Here is a 17,473-nt window from a genome sequence, read left to right on the forward strand (position 1 = left end):
AAGGGGGCGTTGCCGTCTTATGCGGCAGCGCCCCTTTTCATGCCTGACTTGCGGGGGTCGCCTCCACTCGCGCAGCATGGGCCACCCGCCGCTTCTTCCACCAGGCTAGGATCGCTTCCCCCGCTGGGCGTTCGACCAGGCGATTGATGGCCGTCCCTAGCGTCAACGCCACCATGAACGCGGCGAAAAAGCCGATCCAGGGACTCCATCCCGCATCGGCCATCTTCAGCATCACCACAAAACCGACATGTTGATGGATCAGGTAGAATGAATAGCTGATCCCGCCCAGCCACAGCAGCGGGCGGATCGCTATGAAGCGGAGCCGCCCGGCGATCAGCGCGGCAAAGGCAGCCAGCAGCACGCACGCCATCAGGGCGACGTCCCAACTTTCCATCGTCACCACCGACAACAGCGCCAACCCAGCATAGGGGGCCTGTTGCCGCCAGCTACGCTGACCCGACCAGACCCGGTAGGACAGCATGCCGATGATGAAGAAGGGTATGTAACGCAACACCAGCAGCATCACGATACGTTCGGGCATGTCCGGCCACAGGGCGAATATCCAGCGGACGACCAGCCATAGCGCAAGGACAGGCTCCAGACGTTGCAGCCCGGCCCACCCCCACAGGGCGATCATACAGGCGTAAAAGGCAATTTCGACGGTAAGCGTCCAATAGGCCCCATCGACCTCCGGGATAAACGCAAAGCCCTGCAACATGGTGAAATTGGCGAGGATCGCTCCCGGCCCAATCAGCAGCTGCGTCGCGCTTGCCAGATATTCGATCGACAAAGTCAGCAGCATGGCCGCGAGATAAGCCGGGTAAAGCCGGGCGAAGCGGTTGATCACAAAGCCCCGCACGTCTGAAATGCGATCCAGCGTGAAGAAAATCGCGAAACCCGAAATGGTGAAGAACAGCAACACGCGGTAATTCCCACCGGGAAAGCTGAACGGCACGTGCGAGGCTTGCGGGAAGAGTTCGTGGAAGCGTGTCGAATAATGGAACGTCAACACGCACAGCGCGCCCAAGCCTCTTAAGGCATCAAGCTCCGTCAGGCGGGATCGCGATGGCGTTGGTTCACTCACGGTTGCGTTGTAGCAATGAAATAGCAACGCTTCTGTTAAGATCGTGGTTAAGGCCCCGCCTTAACCTTCATTTGCAGCCTGGCTTGTCCGTCGATATCGCTCCAAGCGATCCTTGGAGCTATTTTACCCGTCCCCTGAAGACATAGAGGCAATCAGAGAATGCCCCCGTTCCGGTTGAACAGGACCATGCTCTGATTGTCTTATGTTCCGCGCATTTTTTATGTCGTCAGATGATGCCATCTGACTTGAACTCGCTCTCGCTCAGGCGTCAGCGCCGTCCAGAATGGCGAAGACTGCGCCGGTCACTTCGTCGATATCGGCCATGCCATCGACGCGTGAGACAATGTTGCGCGCCTCATAGATGGGCAGGATCGGCGCGGTCTTGGCGCGATATTCCGCCATCCGGGTGCGCACCGTTTCCTCATTATCGTCGGGTCGCCGCTTGAATTCATGACCGCCACATCTGTCGCAAATATCCGCAACCTTGGTGGTCTTGAACATGTCGTGATAGCCCTCGCCGCAGCTGGCGCAGGTGAAGCGACCGGTGATGCGCTCGACCAGCGCGTCTTCGTCCACTTCAAGCTCGATCACATGGTCCAGCGTGCGACCGCGATCTGCGAGGATAGCGTCAAGCGAATGGGCCTGCGCCTGCGTGCGGGGATAACCATCGAAGATGACCCCGGTCTCAGCCGACAGACCATCCAGCGCCTCACCAATGATGCCCGACACGATTTCGTCGGAGACCAATTCACCGGCCTCCATCACTGCCTTGGCCTTCAGGCCAATTGGCGTTTGCGCCTTTACCGCAGCGCGCAGCATATCGCCCGTCGATAGCTGCACCATGCCGCGGCTATCGACCAGGCGGCTGGCCTGGGTCCCCTTGCCAGCGCCCGGAGGGCCGAGCAGGATGATATTCATGCGCGCATTCTCCCCATGTGTGCGCTTCGCTGTCCCGCGCAATTTAGCGCAGGCGGCCTTTCAATTTGGCCTTCTTTATCAGGTCGCCATATTGATGGGCCAGCAGATGGCTCTGGATTTGCGTAACCGTATCTACCGTGACGTTGACGACGATCAACAAGCTGGTGCCGCCCAGGTAGAAAGGAATGCCTGCGCGGGCGATGGCAAATTCCGGCACCAGGCAGATCAGGGCCAGATAGGCGGCCCCGATCACGGTGATCCTGGTCAGCACATAGTCCAGATAATTTTCAGTATTCTTGCCCGGACGGATGCCAGGAATGAAGCCACCGTTCCGCTTCAGATTGTCCGCCGTTTCTTCCGGGTTGAACACGACTGCCGTGTAGAAGAAACAGAAAAAGACAATGCCCAGGCCATAGAGCGCCATGTAGACCGGACTGCCGTGCGACAGATACTGGTTCAGAGTCAGGACGAAATCGCCCATCCGGCTCTCACCCGCGACCGTATTACCGGCGAACTGCGAAATGGTGAGCGGCATCAGCAGCAGCGAGCTGGCGAAGATCGGCGGAATGACGCCCGCGGTGTTCACCTTGAGCGGTAGATGGCTGCGGTCGGCCTGCATGATCCCCTGGCGCGTCTGACGCTTGGGATACTGGATCAGCACGCGGCGCTGCGCCCGCTCCATGAAGCAGATCAACAGAATCAGGCCAGCAGCCATGATGAGGATCAACATGATCAACAGGCCAGAGATCGACCCTTCGCTGCCGGACTTGAACAGGTTGCTCAGCGTAACAGGCAACTGCGCCACGATGCCCGCCATGATGATGAGGCTGACGCCGTTGCCGATACCACGCGAAGTGATCTGCTCGCCCAGCCACATCAGGAACATGGTCCCGCCGATCAGCGAGATCACCGCCGCGACGCGGAACAGATAGCCCGGATCGACAACCGCCTGCACGCCCGACTGAGCACCGAAACTTTCAAGGCCAACCGCAATGAAATAGCCTTGCACGGCGGTCAGTCCAACTGTGCCGTAGCGGGTATATTGGTTAAGCTTCTTGCGCCCGCTTTCGCCCTCCTTCTTGATCGCCGCGAGTTTCGGCGAGAGGGAGGCGGCCAGCTGCACCACGATCGACGCCGTGATGTACGGCATTACGCCCAGCGCGATCAGGCTCATCCGCGAAAGCGACCCGCCCGAAAAGGTGTTGAAGATGTCGAGAATGCCGCCGCTCGTCTGTTGATATAGCTGCGACAGCGCAGTCGGATCGACGCCCGGCAGCGGCACGAAGCTGAGGAAGCGGAACACGATCAACGCGCCCAGCGTGAACCACAGGCGCTTCTTGAGATCGGTCGCCTGGCTGAACTTAGCCAGGCTGAGATTGGATGCGAGCTGGTCGGCTCTCGATGCCATCTTGGCTGCCCTTCAAAACATCTTGGCGGAGTCACGCTCCGGCCTGAATCGCTAACCCCTTAGCGGCGTGATCGCGCGCTGTCGAACTCCGAAATTCACACCGTTCATTCTGAGCAATCAACGCGCTTGTCGAAGCCGCCGCTCAGAGACGATGGTGAAGGTTCTACCGGGCCGAAACACAAGGCCCCGCTCACCCATATTGGGCAGCGGGGCCTTGCTTGCAAGCTTGGTAGAGCGCCTTAGGCCTTCTTGGCGGCCTTGGCGGTGCCCTTCTTGGCAGCAGCCTTTTCAGCAGCCGGCACGACAGCAATCACTTCGACCTTGCCACCGGCCTTTTCGACCGCTTCCACCGCGCCCTGCGACGCACCGGCAACCAGCAGGCTGACCTTGGCGGTCAATTCACCCTTGCCGAGCAGGCGCACGCCATCCTTGCCGCCACGAGCAAGAGCAGCAGCCTTAAGCGCTGCATGATCGATGGTCGCGTTGGCGTCGAGCTTGCCCGCATCAATCGCCTTCTGCACCGCGCCCAGGTTCACGATCGCGTAATCCTTGGCGAAGATGTTGTTGAAGCCGCGCTTCGGGATGCGCATGTGCAGCGGCATCTGGCCGCCTTCAAAGCCGTTGATGCTGACGCCCGAACGCGCCTTCGCACCCTTCTGGCCGCGGCCAGCGGTCTTGCCCTTGCCAGAGCCGATACCACGGCCCACGCGCATCCGGCCCTTGCGGGCGCCGGCATTGTCCTTGAGTTCGTTGAGCTTCGTCATAATGCACTCGCTTTCGCTATGTTCGCGCGAAGGCCCGATCCTTCAGGATCGGGCCGGAGCCCCAGCGGCGGCCGGGGCTTCGTGAGGCTGGGCGCAACCTATGAGGTTCCACCCAGCGGGCTGAGATCCCAGCTTGCGCTGGGATGACGGTCTTTTAATCGACCACTTGCACCATGTGGGGCAGCTTCTTGATGGCGCCGCGGACTTCCGCAGTGTCTTCAAGTTCCACCACGCGATGCATCTTGCCAAGGCCCAGGCCGATCAGAATCTTCTTCTGGTCGGCGGGGCGGCGGATCGGCGAACCGATCTGCTTGATCTTGATCTTCGCCATATCAGTTACTCCGCAATCGCTTCGGCATCAGCCTGCGCGAGTTCGGCGGAGGCGCCACCGCGACGGAGAAGATCAGCGACCTTCTTGCCACGGCGCTGCGCCACCGACTTCGGGCTGGTCTGTTCGCCCAGCGCCGCGAAGGTCGCACGGATCATGTTATAGGGGTTGGACGTACCGTTCGACTTGGTCACGACGTCAGCGACGCCGAGGCTTTCGAACACAGCGCGCATCGGACCGCCGGCGATGATGCCCGTACCGGCCGGAGCCGAACGGACCGTCACCTTGCCAGCACCGAAATGGCCCAGGCCATCATGATGCAGGGTGCGGCCTTCCTTCAGCGGAACGCGAACCATCGCCTTCTTGGCTGAAGCCGTCGCCTTGCTGATGGCTTCAGGCACTTCGCGCGCCTTGCCATGGCCAAAACCTGCACGGCCCTTGCCATCGCCAACCACGACCAGCGCCGCGAAACCGAAGCGCTTGCCGCCCTTGACGGTCTTCGACACGCGGTTGATGTGAACCAGCTTTTCGATCAGTTCTTCGCCCTGATCTTCATCGCGGTTACCGCCACGGCGGTCATCGCGACGGCCACGGCCACCACGTTCACCACGGTTGCGATCGCCGCCACGGCCACGGCCACGGCCGGGACCACGACCTTCGGTCTGAGGCGTATCACCGCCCTCGACAGCAGCGGGTGCGCCCGGCTGGGCCTGAATTTCGTTTTCATCAGCCATGATCAGAACTCCAGCCCGCCTTCACGGGCGGCATCGGCCAGCGCCTTGACGCGGCCATGGAACAGGAAGCCACCACGGTCGAACACGACCTTGGTGACGCCGGCAGCGGTCGCCGCAGCGGCAACACGCTTGCCGACTTCGGCGGCGGCTTCGGAACTGGCGCCAGTCTTGCCCAGCGCCTTGGCCCCTACATCCTTGTCCAGGGTCGACGCGGCGGCAACGGTCTTGCCTTGTGCATCGTCGATGATCTGGGCGTAGATGTGACGGCCCGAACGGTGGACGCTAAGGCGGGGCTTGTGACCCGAAACTGCCTTGAGCGCGGTGCGGACGCGGCGACGGCGCCGCGCGAAGAGGGAAAGCTTTGCCATCTTACTTCTTCTTCCCTTCCTTGCGGAAGATGAACTCGCCGGCGTACTTAATGCCCTTGCCCTTATAAGGCTCAGGCTTGCGCCAGCGTCGGATCTCGGCCGCAACCTGACCCACCTTCTGCTTGTCGATACCGCTGATCTCGACCGTGGTGTTATCCGGGGTCTTGATCTCAATCCCTTCCGGGATCGCGAAATCGACGTCGTGGCTGTAACCGAGCTGCAGCTTCAGGGTCTTGCCCTGCGAGTTGGCGCGGTAACCAACACCGGTGATGAGCAGCTTCTTCGAGAAGCCCTCGGTCACGCCGGTGATCAGGTTCTGGATCAGCGTGCGCTGCATGCCCCAGAAAGCGCGAGCGCGCTTTCCGTCATTGGCAGGCTTCACGGCGATCGAACCGTCTTCGATGCTGTAGGTGACTTCGTCGGCCAGCGGCAGCGTCAGGGTGCCCTTGGGGCCCTTTACCGACAGCAGACCGCCTTCGATAGCAGCGGTGACGCCCGAAGGAACGGCAACCGGCTTTTTACCAGTACGGCTCATCAGAACACCTCCGCGAGCACTTCGCCGCCGACATTCTGATCGCGCGCTTCGGCGTCGGACAGAACGCCGCGAGGCGTCGAGACAATGGTGATGCCCAGGCCGTTACGGACTACCGGCAGTTCCTTGGAACCCGAATAGACGCGGCGGCCAGGCTTCGACACGCGGGCGACATGTTTGATCGCCGGCTGGCCTTCGAAATATTTCAGCTCGATGCGCAGGCCAGGGTGCTTGCCCAGGACTTCCTCGGAATAGCCACGGATGTAACCTTCGCGCTGCAGCACGTCGAGCACGCGGGCACGCAGCTTGGAAGCTGGGGACATCACGCTGTCCTTCTTCGCCTGCTGCCCGTTGCGGATGCGGGTGAGCATATCACCCAGGGGATCGGTCAATGCCATCTCAAATGATCCTTACCAGCTCGACTTGGTGACGCCGGGGATCAGGCCCTTGTTGGCCAGATCACGCAGCTGCACGCGGCAGAGGCGGAATTTGCGGTAGTAAGCGCGGGGACGCCCCGTCAGTTCGCAGCGGTTCCGAACACGGGTCGGATTGCCGTTGCGGGGGATCTCCGCCATCTTCAGACGCGCGATCAGACGATCGCTGTCATCGGCCGCGGTATCATTCGCGATCGCCTTGAGCTTTGCATAGCGGCCGGCATATTTCTTTACCAGCTTCTTGCGGCGCTCGTTCTTGTTGATCGAACTCAGTTTCGCCATGACTTAAGTTCTCTTCCTTTGTCTATGCATTGGGAGAGAAGCGGGACCTTTTTCAGGCCGCCTGCTTCTGCTCTTCAAGCGGGAAGGGGAAGCCGAAGAGACGCAGCAGTTCGCGCGCTTCCTCGTCCGTCTTCGCCGTGGTGGTCACGATGATGTCCATGCCGCGCACCTTGTCGATGCGGTCATAGTTGATCTCGGGGAAGATGATCTGCTCCTTGATACCGAAGGCATAGTTGCCACGGCCATCGAAGCTCTTCGGGTTCAGACCACGGAAATCGCGCACGCGAGGCAGCGCGACGTTGATCAGGCGATCCAGGAACTCATACATGCGCTCCCGGCGCATCGTGACCTTGGCCCCGATTGGCATGCCTTCACGCAGCTTGAACTGCGCGATTGACTTGCGAGCCTTGGTGATCACCGGCTTCTGGCCTGCAATCAGTTCCATTTCCTCGGCCGCCGAAGTGACCTTCTTCTTGTCCTGGGTCGCTTCGCCCACGCCCATGTTGAGCGTGATCTTTTCGATCCGGGGCACCTGCATCACGTTGGCGTAACCGAACTTTTCGGTCATCGCCTTGACGATTTCAGCGTCATACTGCGCCTTGGAGCGCGGAATGTACTTGTCAGCCATTACAGCACCTCACCGGACTTGACGGCGACGCGGACCTTCTTGCCGTCGCGATCCTCGAAACGGACGCGGGTCGGCTTGCCATCCTTGTCGGCGACAGCGACGTTCGAAATGTGGAGCGGCGCGGGCTTGCGCTCGATGCCACCCTGCGGGTTCGCCTGGTCGGGCTTGCGGTGACGCGCATGCACGTTGACGCCTTCGACCAGGACCTTGTCCTTCGTCGGCAGCACCTGAAGGACGGCGCCGGTACGGCCCTTGTCCTTGCCGGCCAGGATGACGACCTTGTCGCCCTTCTTGATTCTAGCAGCGCTCATTACAGCACCTCGGGAGCGAGCGAGATGATCTTCATGTGCTTCTTGGCGCGCAGTTCGCGAACGACGGGGCCAAAGATACGGGTGCCGATCGGCTCCTCGTTCTTGTTGATGAGCACAGCGGCGTTGCCGTCGAAGCGAATCACGCTGCCATCAGCGCGACGCACGTCCTTGGCGGTCCGCACGATGACGGCGCGATGCACGTCACCCTTCTTCACCTTGCCGCGAGGCGCTGCTTCCTTGATCGAGACGACGATGATGTCGCCTACGCCAGCGAAGCGCCGCTTCGAGCCGCCCAGCACCTTGATGCACTGGACGCGCTTGGCGCCGCTGTTGTCAGCGACGTCAAGATTGGATTGCATCTGGATCATGGATCCGGTTCCTTCTTATTTGGCCTACCGGGACTGTCCCGGCGGTTCCGAATTTCTAGCCAGAGCCTTTGACTCTACGCGAAGCGCGGGCCTGTACCTCTTCCTTGAGGAAAAGGCCAGCCCCGCGTCACGATTTCAGACCAAAGGCTCAGCGAGCCTCACTCAGGCCGCCGTTTCAGGCGACTTGTGGGTGTCCACGCGCTCAATGACCTTCCAGGTCTTGAGCTTGGAAATCGGAGCGGTCTCTTCGATGCGGACCGTTTCGCCTTCCTTGTAGACATTGCCCTCGTCATGGGCGTGGTACTTCTTCGAACGGCGAATGATCTTGCCGTAGAGCGCATGCTTAACCTTGCGCTCCACCCGAACCACCACCGTCTTGTCGGTCTTGTCGGAAACCACCGTTCCCGTCAGCACGCGCTTGGGCATCGTGTGTTTCCTTTACTTCGCAGCCGAGCTGTTACGCCCAGCTACTTCTTCTTGTGCGCTATGCGCACGGGCGGTCTGCAGGGTCTTGATCTGCGCGATCGACCGGCGAACTTCCTTGACCCGGCTGGGCTTTTCCAGCTGGTTGGTGGCCGCCTGGAAACGCAGATTGAACTGCTCGCGCTTCAGGTTGTTGAGTTCGATCGACAGTTCGTCGTCCGTCTTGGTCTTGAGGTCGGCAACGTTCGCCACAGCTTAACCCTCCAGGTGCGAGGTGTCGCCGAGGCGGGCAACAACCTTGGTCTTGATGGGCAGCTTCATCGCGGCGCGCGAGAATGCCTCTGCTGCGAGCGGACCGGGAACGCCGTCCAGTTCGAACAGGATGCGGCCCGGCTTGACGCGAGCTGCCCAATATTCGACCGAACCCTTACCCTTGCCCTGACGGACTTCGGCCGGCTTTTTCGACACGGGAACGTCGGGGAACACGCGGATCCACAAACGGCCCTGACGGCGGATGTGGCGCGTGATCGCACGGCGAGCCGCCTCGATCTGACGCGCGGTTATCCGCTCCGGCTCCATGGCCTTCAGACCATAGGAGCCAAAGTTCAGGTCAGAACCGCCCTTGGCGTCGCCCTTGATCCGGCCCTTGAAGGTCTTGCGGAACTTCATTTTCTTCGGTTGCAGCATGACGCTATTACCTTCTTATCTTCAGCGCGCCGGGCGCACGCCGGAGGTCTGAGCCTCCAGCATCAGCCGGTCGGTGGCCATCGGATCATGGCCCAGGATCTCACCCTTGAAGATCCAGACCTTGATACCGCACACGCCATAGGCGGTGTGCGCCGTGGCTTCGGCATAGTCGACGTTCGCGCGCAGCGTGTGCAGCGGAACGCGGCCTTCGCGATACCATTCGACGCGCGCGATCTCCGCGCCGCCCAGACGGCCGCCGCAGGTGATCTTGATGCCTTCGGCGCCCAGACGCAGCGCCGATTGCACCGCGCGCTTCATCGCACGACGGAAAGCAACGCGGCGTTCCAGCTGATCGGCGATACCCTGTGCAACCAGCTTGGAATCGACTTCCGGCTTGCGGATTTCGACGATGTTCAAGCTGACGTCGGACGATGTCAGGCTGCCCAGTTTCTTGCGCAGCTTTTCAATGTCCGCACCCTTCTTACCGATGATGACACCGGGACGGGCAGCATATACCGACACGCGGCACAGCTTGGCGGGACGCTCGATCACGACCTTGGAGATCGCGGCCTGCGGCAGGTTCTTCATGATATACTGGCGGATCTTCAGATCCTCCAGCAGCAGGCGACCATAGTCGGCACCTTCCGCATACCAGCGGCTGTCCCAGGTGCGGTTGATCTGAAGACGCAGACCGATCGGATTGCTCTTGTGACCCATGTGCTTACGCCTCCGCTTCTTCGCCAGCTTCACGCACGACAATGCGCACGCGGCTGAAGGGCTTGAGGATCCGGGTCGACTTGCCGCGACCGCGGGCATGGAAGCGCTTGAGCGTGAACGCCTTGCCTACCGATGCTTCCGCGACGACCAGCGCGTCGACGTCCAGATTGTGATTGTTTTCCGCATTGGCAATGGCCGAAGCCAGAACCTTGCGCACGTCGACCGCCATCGCCTTCTTGGAGAAAGCGAGGATGTTGAGCGCGTCCTCGACCTTGCGGCCGCGGATGAGCGTGGCGACCAGGTTCAGCTTCTGTGCCGAACCACGGATCTGCGTGCCAACGGCCAGCGCTTCATTGTCGGCAACGCGACGGGGAGCTTTCTGCTTGCTCATTAGCGCTTGCCCTTCTTGTCGGCTGCGTGGCCGGGGAAGTAGCGGGTCGGGGCGAATTCGCCCAACTTGTGACCCACCATATCCTCGTTCACCGAAACCGGCACATGCTTGCGACCGTTATAGACGCTGAACGTCAGGCCGACGAACTGCGGCAGGATGGTGGAACGGCGCGACCAGGTCTTGATCGGCCCCGAACGGCCACCGGCGTCCTGCGCCACTTCCGCCTTCTTCAGAAGGCTGAGGTCCACGAACGGACCTTTCCAGACGGAACGAGCCATCTCGCTTACCTCTTCTTCTTAGCGTGGCGGCTACGGATAATCATCTTGTCCGTGGCCTTGTTGTGGCGGGTGCGGGCACCCTTGGTCGGCTTGCCCCATGGGGTCACCGGATGGCGACCGCCCGAAGTCCGGCCTTCACCACCACCATGAGGGTGATCGACCGGGTTCTTGGCCACGCCGCGGGTCAGCGGGCGGATGCCCTTCCAACGGTTGCGACCGGCTTTGGCCAGGTTGGTGTTGCCATTGTCCGGGTTGCTGACGGCGCCGATGGTCCCCATGCAGTCCGAACGGATGTAACGCTGCTCACCTGAGGACAGACGGACCATCACCATGCCACGATCACGACCGACCAGCTGGGCATAAGTGCCCGCCGAACGGCAGAGCTGACCGCCCTTGCCGGGCTTCATCTCAATATTGTGGATGATCGTGCCCACCGGCATCTGGCCCAGTTCCATCGCATTGCCCGGCTTCACGTCGGTCTTCTTGCCCGCGATGACCTTGTCACCGGGCGCCAGACGCTGCGGTGCCAGGATATAGGCCTGGGCGCCATCGGGATAGTTGACCAGCGCGATGAAGGCGGTGCGGTTGGGGTCATATTCCAGACGCTCGACCGTACCTTCCACGTCCCACAGGCGACGCTTGAAGTCGATGATGCGGTAACGCTGCTTGTGACCACCGCCGATACCGCGCGAGGTCACATGCCCCTTGTTGTTGCGACCGCCGGTCTTGCGCTTACCTTCGGTCAGCGCCTTGACGGGCTTGCCCTTGTGCAGGCTCGACTTGTCGACGAGGATCAGGCCACGCTGGGCCGGGCTCGTCGGGTTGTAGCTCTTTAGCGCCATTGTCAGCGCACTCCTTCGGTGATGTCGATCGACTGGCCTTCAGCCAGGCGCACGATCGCCTTCTTGACGTCGGAGCGAGTGTAGGGCTTGCCCTTCCACTTCTTGGTCTTGCCTTTGGTCACGAGCGTATTCACGCTCTTGACGTCGACACCCCAGATCGCTTCGACAGCGGCCTTGATCTCAGGCTTGGAGGCATCGCCCGCTACCTTGAAGACCACAGCATTATATTCGCTGAGAAGAGTCGCCTTCTCAGTGATGTGCGGGGCGACAACCACGTCATAGTGACGGTTGTCGACCGTTGCGGCTTGCTTCTTAGCCATTGAAACGGGCCTCCAGCTTTTCGACGGCGGCGCGGGTCAGCACCAGCGAGTCGGCTTTCAGGATGTCGTAGACATTGGCGCCGACGGCCGGCAGCAAATCTACGCCGATGATGTTGGCCGATGCCTTGGCAAAGCTGATGTTGACCGCGTCGCCGTCAATAAACAGCGCCTTGGTCAGGTTCAGCTTGGCAAGATTGGCGACCAGCGCCTTGGTCTTTCCATCGGCAACGTCGAGGCTGTCGATGACGAACAGCGAACCGTCCTTCACCTTGGACGAAAGCGCCATCTTCAGGCCCAGCGCGCGAACCTTCTTGTTCAGCGAGGGATTGAAGTCGCGAACGCGGGCGCCGTGCGCCTTACCACCACCGATGAATACGGGAGCGCGGCGATCGCCGTGACGGGCGGTGCCGCCACCCTTCTGGCGGCCGAACTTCTTGCCCGTGCGAGCGACTTCGCTACGCTCACGGGTGCCGCGAGCGGTGCCACGACGCTTTTCGAGCTGCCAGGTAACGACGCGGTGCAGGATGTCGGTGCGGGGCTCGATACCGAAAACGGCATCATTGAGCTCCACATCACCAGCAGCCTGCGCGTCGAGGGTCTGTACCTTGACCTTCATGATTAGCCCTCCTGGCCTTCGGTCGCTTCGGGAGCGGCCGCTTCTTCAGCGGACGTCTCGGCCGGAGCAGGGTTGCTGTTGGCGGCAGCCTTGAGGCTGGCGGGATACGGAACGTCAGCCGGGCGCTTCACCTTGACGGCGTCGCAAACGGTGAGCCAGGTGCCCTTCGCACCCGGAACGCTGCCCTTGACGAACAACAGGCCGCGCTCAACGTCGGTGCGCACGATTTCCAGGTTCTGCTGGGTCCGCTCGCGGTCACCCATATGGCCTGCCATCTTCTTGTTCTTGAAGACGCGACCCGGATCCTGGCGGTTACCCGTCGAACCATGGGCACGGTGGCTGATGGAAACACCGTGGGTGGCGCGCATACCGCCGAAACCCCAGCGCTTCATCGCACCGGCAAAGCCCTTACCCTGCGTGTGACCGGATACGTCGACCAACTGTCCATCGACGAAATGATCGGCAGCGATTTCAGCGCCGACGTCGAGGAGCGCATCCTCGGCGACGCGGAATTCAACCAGACGCGCCTTGGGCTCCACTTCCGCCTTGGCGAAGTGACCGCGTTGCGGCTTGGCGACATTCTTGACCTTCGCAACACCCGCGCCGAGCTGAACCGCGACATAGCCGTCACGATCAACTTCTTTGCGGGCCACGACCTGATTGCCCTCAAGGGCAAGAACCGTAACCGGCACGTGCCGTCCGTCCTCCTGGAACAGACGGGTCATCCCGACTTTCTTAGCGATCACGCCTGTGCGCATCACTGATTACTCCCATAGAGGCCCGCCTTAGCAGCGGGCGTATCCAACGAAAAAGCCGCTCAGGATTCCTCCGTCGCGGCCCAACCCAATGTAAAGATCACCCCGTCCGGGTTGGATGCCACCCCCTACTCGGGAACAGCGACGGGGGACCAGGACCACGAGCCTTTCCGGTTCACCGGAGGCCGTGCGGTATCCCTTGTGTCGTTTGAGCGGCCGGTTGCCCGGAAAGCCCGATACCCTGCCATCCTTTCGGAAAGCAGGGACTTGTCAGCTTACGCCAACTTGATTTCGACGTTCACGCCGGCAGCCAGGTCCAGCTTCATCAGCGCGTCGACCGTCTGCGGCGTCGGCTGCACAATGTCAAGCATGCGCTTGTATGTGCGGACTTCAAACTGCTCGCGCGACTTCTTGTCGATGTGCGGACCACGGTTGACCGTGAACTTTTCGATGCGCGTCGGAAGGGGAATCGGACCGCGGATAAGGGCGCCGGTGCGGCGGGCGGTGTCGGCGATGTCGCCGGTCGCCTGATCAAGCACGCGATGATCGAACGCCTTGAGGCGAATGCGGATGTTGCTGTCCATTGTTCCTGTACCGATGCGAAAGAGCCAAAAACCAGAGCATTTCCCGTCAGTTCGAGCTGACTTGTCGGAAAATACCGCAATTCAAAAATATACCGCCCCGTCCTGACCCTTCTAGCTCAGCAAGAGCCGGAGAAAGGCGATCCGGGGCGGCAGAAATTCCGAGCGGCGCGAATCAGGCGATTCGCGCCGCTGCGGTCCTATATTACTTCGAGATCGTACCGACAACCCCTGCGCCGACGGTCCGGCCACCTTCGCGGATAGCGAAACGCAGACCCGAGTCCATCGCGATCGGCGCGATGAGCTTGATGTTCAGCTTAACATTGTCGCCGGGCATGACCATCTCGGTGCCTTCAGGCAGAACAACTTCGCCAGTGACGTCGGTCGTGCGGAAGTAGAACTGGGGACGATAGTTCGCAAAGAACGGCGTGTGGCGGCCGCCTTCTTCCTTCGACAGCACGTACACTTCGGCGTCGAACTCGGTGTGCGGCGTAACCGAACCGGGCTTTGCCAGAACCTGGCCACGCTCCACGTCTTCACGACCAACGCCACGAACCAGCGCGCCGATATTGTCGCCTGCACGACCTTCGTCGAGCAGCTTGCGGAACATTTCCACGCCCGTGACGGTGGTCTTGCGGGTGTCCTTGATGCCGACGATTTCGACTTCTTCGCCAACCTTGACGATGCCGGTTTCGACGCGACCGGTCACAACCGTACCACGACCCGAAATCGAGAACACGTCTTCGATCGGCATCAGGAAGGGCTTGTCGATCGGACGCTCAGGCTGCGGGATGAAGCTGTCGACAGCCGCCATCAGCTTCAGAACGGCTTCGCGGCCGATTTCGTCGTTGGAACCGTCCAGAGCCTTCACGGCCGAACCCGGAATGACGGGGATGTTGTCGCCGTCGAAGTCGTAGGACGACAGCAGTTCACGGATTTCCAGTTCGACCAGTTCCAAGATTTCTGGATCGTCGACCAGATCGACCTTGTTCATGAACACAACGAGCTGGGGAACGCCGACCTGCTTGGCGAGCAGGATGTGCTCGCGGGTCTGCGGCATCGGGCCGTCGGTGGCGGACACGACCAGGATCGCGCCGTCCATCTGAGCGGCGCCGGTGATCATGTTCTTGACGTAGTCAGCGTGACCCGGGCAGTCGACGTGCGCGTAGTGGCGGGCTTCGGTTTCATATTCGACGTGGGCCGTCGAAATGGTGATGCCGCGCTCGCGCTCTTCGGGAGCCTTGTCGATGTTGGCATAGTCAACGAAGGTTGCGCCGCCGGTTTCGGCCAGCACCTTGGTGATCGCTGCGGTCAGCGAGGTCTTGCCATGGTCGACGTGACCGATGGTGCCAATGTTGCAGTGCGGCTTGTTCCGCTCAAACTTAGCCTTAGCCATTTTATCCTACCTTCTAATCAAAATCAGCTTGGGTCTGACCGCTCGGCCGCGCCGCGCGAAGGCGCGTCCATAGCAGCAAATTCACTAAATACCAGCCCAAACCGAGCCGCTCGCACGGCCCGGTTCAGGAAAATCATCAGGCCATCTTCGCCTTGACTTCGTCCGCAACATTCTGCGGCACTTCGTCATAGTGCGAGAAGGTCATCGAGTAGTTCGCACGGCCCTGCGTGAAGGACCGCAGCGAATTGACATAGCCGAACATGTTGGCCAGCGGGACCATCGCCTCGACCACCTGCGCGTTGCCGCGCGTATCGGTGCCCTGGATCTGGCCGCGGCGGCTGTTCATGTCGCCGATGACGTCACCCAGATATTCCTCCGGGGTAACGACTTCCACCTTCATGACCGGCTCAAGCAGCTTGATGCCCGCCTTCTGGGCCGCTTCACGCATCGCAGCGCGGCCCGTGATTTCAAAGGCCAGCGCCGACGAGTCGACATCGTGATACGCGCCGTCATACAGCAGGATCTCGAAGTCGATGATCGGGAAGCCGATGAGCGAACCGGTCGCGGCCGTTTCGCGCATGCCCTTTTCGATCGCCGGGATATATTCCTTGGGAATATTGCCGCCCTTGATTTCGTCCTTGAAGACGAAGCCGGAGCCACGCTCGCCGGGCGTGATCTTCACCTTGATGCGGCCGAACTGGCCGGTGCCGCCCGACTGCTTCTTGTGCGTGTAATCGACGTCCACGGGCTTGGCGAGATATTCGCGATAGGCCACCTGCGGCGCGCCAACATTCGCCTCGACCTTGAACTCGCGCTTCATGCGGTCGACAAGGATTTCGAGGTGAAGTTCACCCATGCCCTTGATGATGGTCTGGCCCGATTCGTGATCGGTGGACACGCGGAAGGACGGATCCTCGGCAGCCAGGCGGTTGAGCGCGACGCCCATCTTTTCCTGGTCAGCCTTTGTCTTGGGTTCGACCGACAGTTCGATGACCGGCTCAGGGAATTCCATCCGCTCCAGGATGATCGGCTGGCGCTCGGCGCACAGCGTATCGCCAGTGGTGGTTTCCTTCATGCCCGCCAGCGCGACGATGTCGCCTGCATAAGCGGCATCGATATCCTCACGCGAGTTCGCATGCATAAGGAGCATACGGCCGATCTTTTCCTTCTTGTCCTTGACCGAGTTCAGATAGGTGCCCTTGGTCAGGGTGCCCGAATATACGCGCAGGAAGGTCAGCGAGCCGACAAACGGGTCGTTCATGATCTTGAACGCCAGGCCGGAGAAGGGCGCATCGTCCGACGTCGCACGGCTGTCGGGCTGGTCATTGTCGGGGTTGATGCCCTGAACGTCCTCAATGTCGAGAGGCGAAGGCAGATAATCGACAACCGCGTCGAGCAGCGGCTGCACGCCCTTGTTCTTGAACGCTGAACCGCACAGCACCGGCACGAAAGCCTGGCCCAGCGTACCTTTGCGGATCAGCTTCTTGAGCGTAGCCGTGTCAGGCACATTGCCTTCCAGATAGGCTTCCATCGCCTCGTCGTCCTGTTCGACGGCAAGCTCGATCAGCTTTTCGCGATATTCAGCGGCCTTGTCGGCCATGTCGGCGGGGATTTCTTCATAGGTGAACTCGGCGCCCAGATTTTCATCCTTCCAGATGATGGCGCGGTTCTCGACCAGATCGACCAACCCCTTGAAGTCCGCTTCCGCACCGATGGGCAGATACAGGACGGCAGGGGTGGCGCCCAGACGGTCGATGATCGTCTGCACGCAATAATAGAAATTGGCGCCGGTGCGGTCGAGCTTGTTGATGAAGCACATCCGCGGAACCTTGTACTTGTCCGCCTGGCGCCACACGGTTTCCGACTGCGGCTCAACGCCCGCAACGCCGTCGAACGCAGCAACCGCGCCGTCGAGCACGCGCAGCGAACGTTCGACCTCAATGGTGAAGTCGACGTGACCGGGGGTGTCGATGATGTTCAGGCGATGCTCGGGGCCCTTGCCCTCTTCCGCCTTCCACACGCAGGTCGTCGCAGCCGACGTGATGGTGATGCCACGCTCCTGCTCCTGCTCCATCCAGTCCATGGTGGCGGCGCCGTCATGGACTTCGCCGATCTTGTAGGACTTGCCGGTGTAATAAAGGATACGCTCGGTCGTCGTGGTCTTGCCGGCGTCGATATGCGCCATGATACCGAAATTGCGATAGCGTTCGAGCGGATGGCTGCGGGCCATGATGCTTCTCCGTTGCCGGTGCGCCGGCGGTGAGTGAAAGAGTCTTGCGGCTGGCCCCTAAACCAATCCGTCCGCCAT

The 17,473-nt window shown here is 61.0% G+C and carries 26 protein-coding genes; all 26 read right to left on the reverse strand.

Annotated features, from left to right (window positions below; genetic code table 11):
• Positions 1-37: 37 nt before the first annotated feature.
• The 26 genes from ACI3KQ_RS04630 to fusA all read right to left on the reverse strand — a co-directional run bounded on the left by ACI3KQ_RS04630 (position 38) and on the right by fusA (position 17,395).
• On the reverse strand, positions 38-1,084 hold the full coding sequence (locus ACI3KQ_RS04630; protein WP_404955254.1) for an acyltransferase family protein: 1,047 nt from the start codon (positions 1,082-1,084) through the stop codon (positions 38-40).
• 261 nt (positions 1,085-1,345) lie between these two features.
• On the reverse strand, positions 1,346-2,002 hold the full coding sequence (locus ACI3KQ_RS04635) for an adenylate kinase (RefSeq protein ID WP_404955256.1): 657 nt from the start codon (positions 2,000-2,002) through the stop codon (positions 1,346-1,348).
• Positions 2,003-2,045: 43 nt separating this feature from the next.
• Positions 2,046-3,410, reverse strand: a complete 1,365-nt coding sequence (gene secY / locus ACI3KQ_RS04640; RefSeq protein WP_404955258.1) for a preprotein translocase subunit SecY — start codon at positions 3,408-3,410, stop codon at positions 2,046-2,048.
• 239 nt (positions 3,411-3,649) lie between these two features.
• Positions 3,650-4,174 (reverse strand): 50S ribosomal protein L15, encoded by a 525-nt coding sequence (rplO, locus tag ACI3KQ_RS04645; protein WP_404955260.1) that lies wholly within the window; start codon positions 4,172-4,174, stop codon positions 3,650-3,652.
• Positions 4,175-4,328: 154 nt separating this feature from the next.
• Positions 4,329-4,505, reverse strand: coding sequence for a 50S ribosomal protein L30 (gene rpmD, locus ACI3KQ_RS04650; RefSeq protein ID WP_066525397.1), 177 nt, complete (start codon positions 4,503-4,505; stop codon positions 4,329-4,331).
• Positions 4,506-4,510: 5 nt separating this feature from the next.
• Positions 4,511-5,236, reverse strand: a complete 726-nt coding sequence (gene rpsE, locus ACI3KQ_RS04655; RefSeq protein ID WP_404955263.1) for a 30S ribosomal protein S5 — start codon at positions 5,234-5,236, stop codon at positions 4,511-4,513.
• Positions 5,237-5,238: 2 nt separating this feature from the next.
• The gene (gene rplR / locus ACI3KQ_RS04660) at positions 5,239-5,604 is read right to left on the reverse strand and encodes a 50S ribosomal protein L18 (RefSeq protein WP_167304122.1); all 366 of its coding nucleotides are present in this window, start codon (positions 5,602-5,604) and stop codon (positions 5,239-5,241) included.
• Position 5,605: 1 nt separating this feature from the next.
• Entirely contained in the window at positions 5,606-6,139 is a 534-nt protein-coding gene (rplF, locus tag ACI3KQ_RS04665) for a 50S ribosomal protein L6 (RefSeq protein WP_167304123.1), read from the reverse strand.
• Complete coding sequence (gene rpsH / locus ACI3KQ_RS04670) at positions 6,139-6,534, reverse strand: 30S ribosomal protein S8 (protein ID WP_167304124.1); 396 nt, start codon at positions 6,532-6,534, stop codon at positions 6,139-6,141. The genes rplF and rpsH overlap by 1 nt, the downstream gene beginning before the upstream one ends.
• A 12-nt stretch (positions 6,535-6,546) precedes the next feature.
• Complete coding sequence (gene rpsN / locus ACI3KQ_RS04675; RefSeq protein ID WP_007707881.1) at positions 6,547-6,852, reverse strand: 30S ribosomal protein S14; 306 nt, start codon at positions 6,850-6,852, stop codon at positions 6,547-6,549.
• 52 nt (positions 6,853-6,904) lie between these two features.
• Entirely contained in the window at positions 6,905-7,480 is a 576-nt protein-coding gene (rplE, locus tag ACI3KQ_RS04680; RefSeq protein WP_167304125.1) for a 50S ribosomal protein L5, read from the reverse strand.
• Positions 7,480-7,791: a 50S ribosomal protein L24 gene (rplX, locus tag ACI3KQ_RS04685; RefSeq protein ID WP_404955267.1), complete on the reverse strand. Its 312-nt coding sequence runs from the start codon at positions 7,789-7,791 to the stop codon at positions 7,480-7,482. Before rplX ends, rplE begins: the two co-directional genes overlap by 1 nt.
• Positions 7,791-8,159 (reverse strand): 50S ribosomal protein L14, encoded by a 369-nt coding sequence (gene rplN / locus ACI3KQ_RS04690; RefSeq protein WP_093020417.1) that lies wholly within the window; start codon positions 8,157-8,159, stop codon positions 7,791-7,793. The genes rplX and rplN overlap by 1 nt, the downstream gene beginning before the upstream one ends.
• Before the next feature lie 162 nt (positions 8,160-8,321).
• Entirely contained in the window at positions 8,322-8,585 is a 264-nt protein-coding gene (rpsQ, locus tag ACI3KQ_RS04695; RefSeq protein WP_006960320.1) for a 30S ribosomal protein S17, read from the reverse strand.
• 12 nt (positions 8,586-8,597) lie between these two features.
• Positions 8,598-8,834: a 50S ribosomal protein L29 gene (rpmC, locus tag ACI3KQ_RS04700; RefSeq protein WP_404955271.1), complete on the reverse strand. Its 237-nt coding sequence runs from the start codon at positions 8,832-8,834 to the stop codon at positions 8,598-8,600.
• Between the two features lie 3 nt (positions 8,835-8,837).
• The gene (gene rplP / locus ACI3KQ_RS04705) at positions 8,838-9,269 is read right to left on the reverse strand and encodes a 50S ribosomal protein L16 (protein ID WP_167304128.1); all 432 of its coding nucleotides are present in this window, start codon (positions 9,267-9,269) and stop codon (positions 8,838-8,840) included.
• A gap of 21 nt (positions 9,270-9,290) precedes the next feature.
• Positions 9,291-9,986, reverse strand: a complete 696-nt coding sequence (gene rpsC, locus ACI3KQ_RS04710) for a 30S ribosomal protein S3 (RefSeq protein WP_196225090.1) — start codon at positions 9,984-9,986, stop codon at positions 9,291-9,293.
• Between the two features lie 4 nt (positions 9,987-9,990).
• Positions 9,991-10,377 (reverse strand): 50S ribosomal protein L22, encoded by a 387-nt coding sequence (gene rplV / locus ACI3KQ_RS04715; RefSeq protein ID WP_404955274.1) that lies wholly within the window; start codon positions 10,375-10,377, stop codon positions 9,991-9,993.
• Positions 10,377-10,655 (reverse strand): 30S ribosomal protein S19, encoded by a 279-nt coding sequence (gene rpsS, locus ACI3KQ_RS04720; protein ID WP_167304130.1) that lies wholly within the window; start codon positions 10,653-10,655, stop codon positions 10,377-10,379. Before rpsS ends, rplV begins: the two co-directional genes overlap by 1 nt.
• A gap of 5 nt (positions 10,656-10,660) precedes the next feature.
• Complete coding sequence (rplB, locus tag ACI3KQ_RS04725; RefSeq protein WP_404955276.1) at positions 10,661-11,497, reverse strand: 50S ribosomal protein L2; 837 nt, start codon at positions 11,495-11,497, stop codon at positions 10,661-10,663.
• A 2-nt stretch (positions 11,498-11,499) separates the two neighbouring features.
• On the reverse strand, positions 11,500-11,817 hold the full coding sequence (locus ACI3KQ_RS04730) for a 50S ribosomal protein L23 (RefSeq protein WP_167304132.1): 318 nt from the start codon (positions 11,815-11,817) through the stop codon (positions 11,500-11,502).
• Positions 11,810-12,433 carry a 50S ribosomal protein L4 gene (gene rplD, locus ACI3KQ_RS04735; RefSeq protein WP_404955278.1) on the reverse strand — a complete coding sequence of 208 codons (624 nt, stop codon included), beginning with the start codon at positions 12,431-12,433 and terminating at the stop codon, positions 11,810-11,812. Before rplD ends, ACI3KQ_RS04730 begins: the two co-directional genes overlap by 8 nt.
• Positions 12,434-12,435: 2 nt before the next feature.
• On the reverse strand, positions 12,436-13,191 hold the full coding sequence (gene rplC, locus ACI3KQ_RS04740; protein WP_404955473.1) for a 50S ribosomal protein L3: 756 nt from the start codon (positions 13,189-13,191) through the stop codon (positions 12,436-12,438).
• A gap of 272 nt (positions 13,192-13,463) precedes the next feature.
• Positions 13,464-13,772 (reverse strand): 30S ribosomal protein S10, encoded by a 309-nt coding sequence (rpsJ, locus tag ACI3KQ_RS04745; protein WP_007686587.1) that lies wholly within the window; start codon positions 13,770-13,772, stop codon positions 13,464-13,466.
• A 202-nt stretch (positions 13,773-13,974) separates the two neighbouring features.
• Positions 13,975-15,165, reverse strand: a complete 1,191-nt coding sequence (gene tuf, locus ACI3KQ_RS04750) for an elongation factor Tu (protein WP_167304134.1) — start codon at positions 15,163-15,165, stop codon at positions 13,975-13,977.
• A gap of 136 nt (positions 15,166-15,301) precedes the next feature.
• Positions 15,302-17,395 (reverse strand): elongation factor G, encoded by a 2,094-nt coding sequence (gene fusA, locus ACI3KQ_RS04755; protein ID WP_404955282.1) that lies wholly within the window; start codon positions 17,393-17,395, stop codon positions 15,302-15,304.
• Between the last annotated feature and the right edge of the window lie 78 nt (positions 17,396-17,473).

The sequence above is a fragment of the Sphingobium sp. ZW T5_29 genome, from assembly GCF_044987515.1.
In the GTDB taxonomy this organism is placed as follows: domain Bacteria; phylum Pseudomonadota; class Alphaproteobacteria; order Sphingomonadales; family Sphingomonadaceae; genus Sphingobium.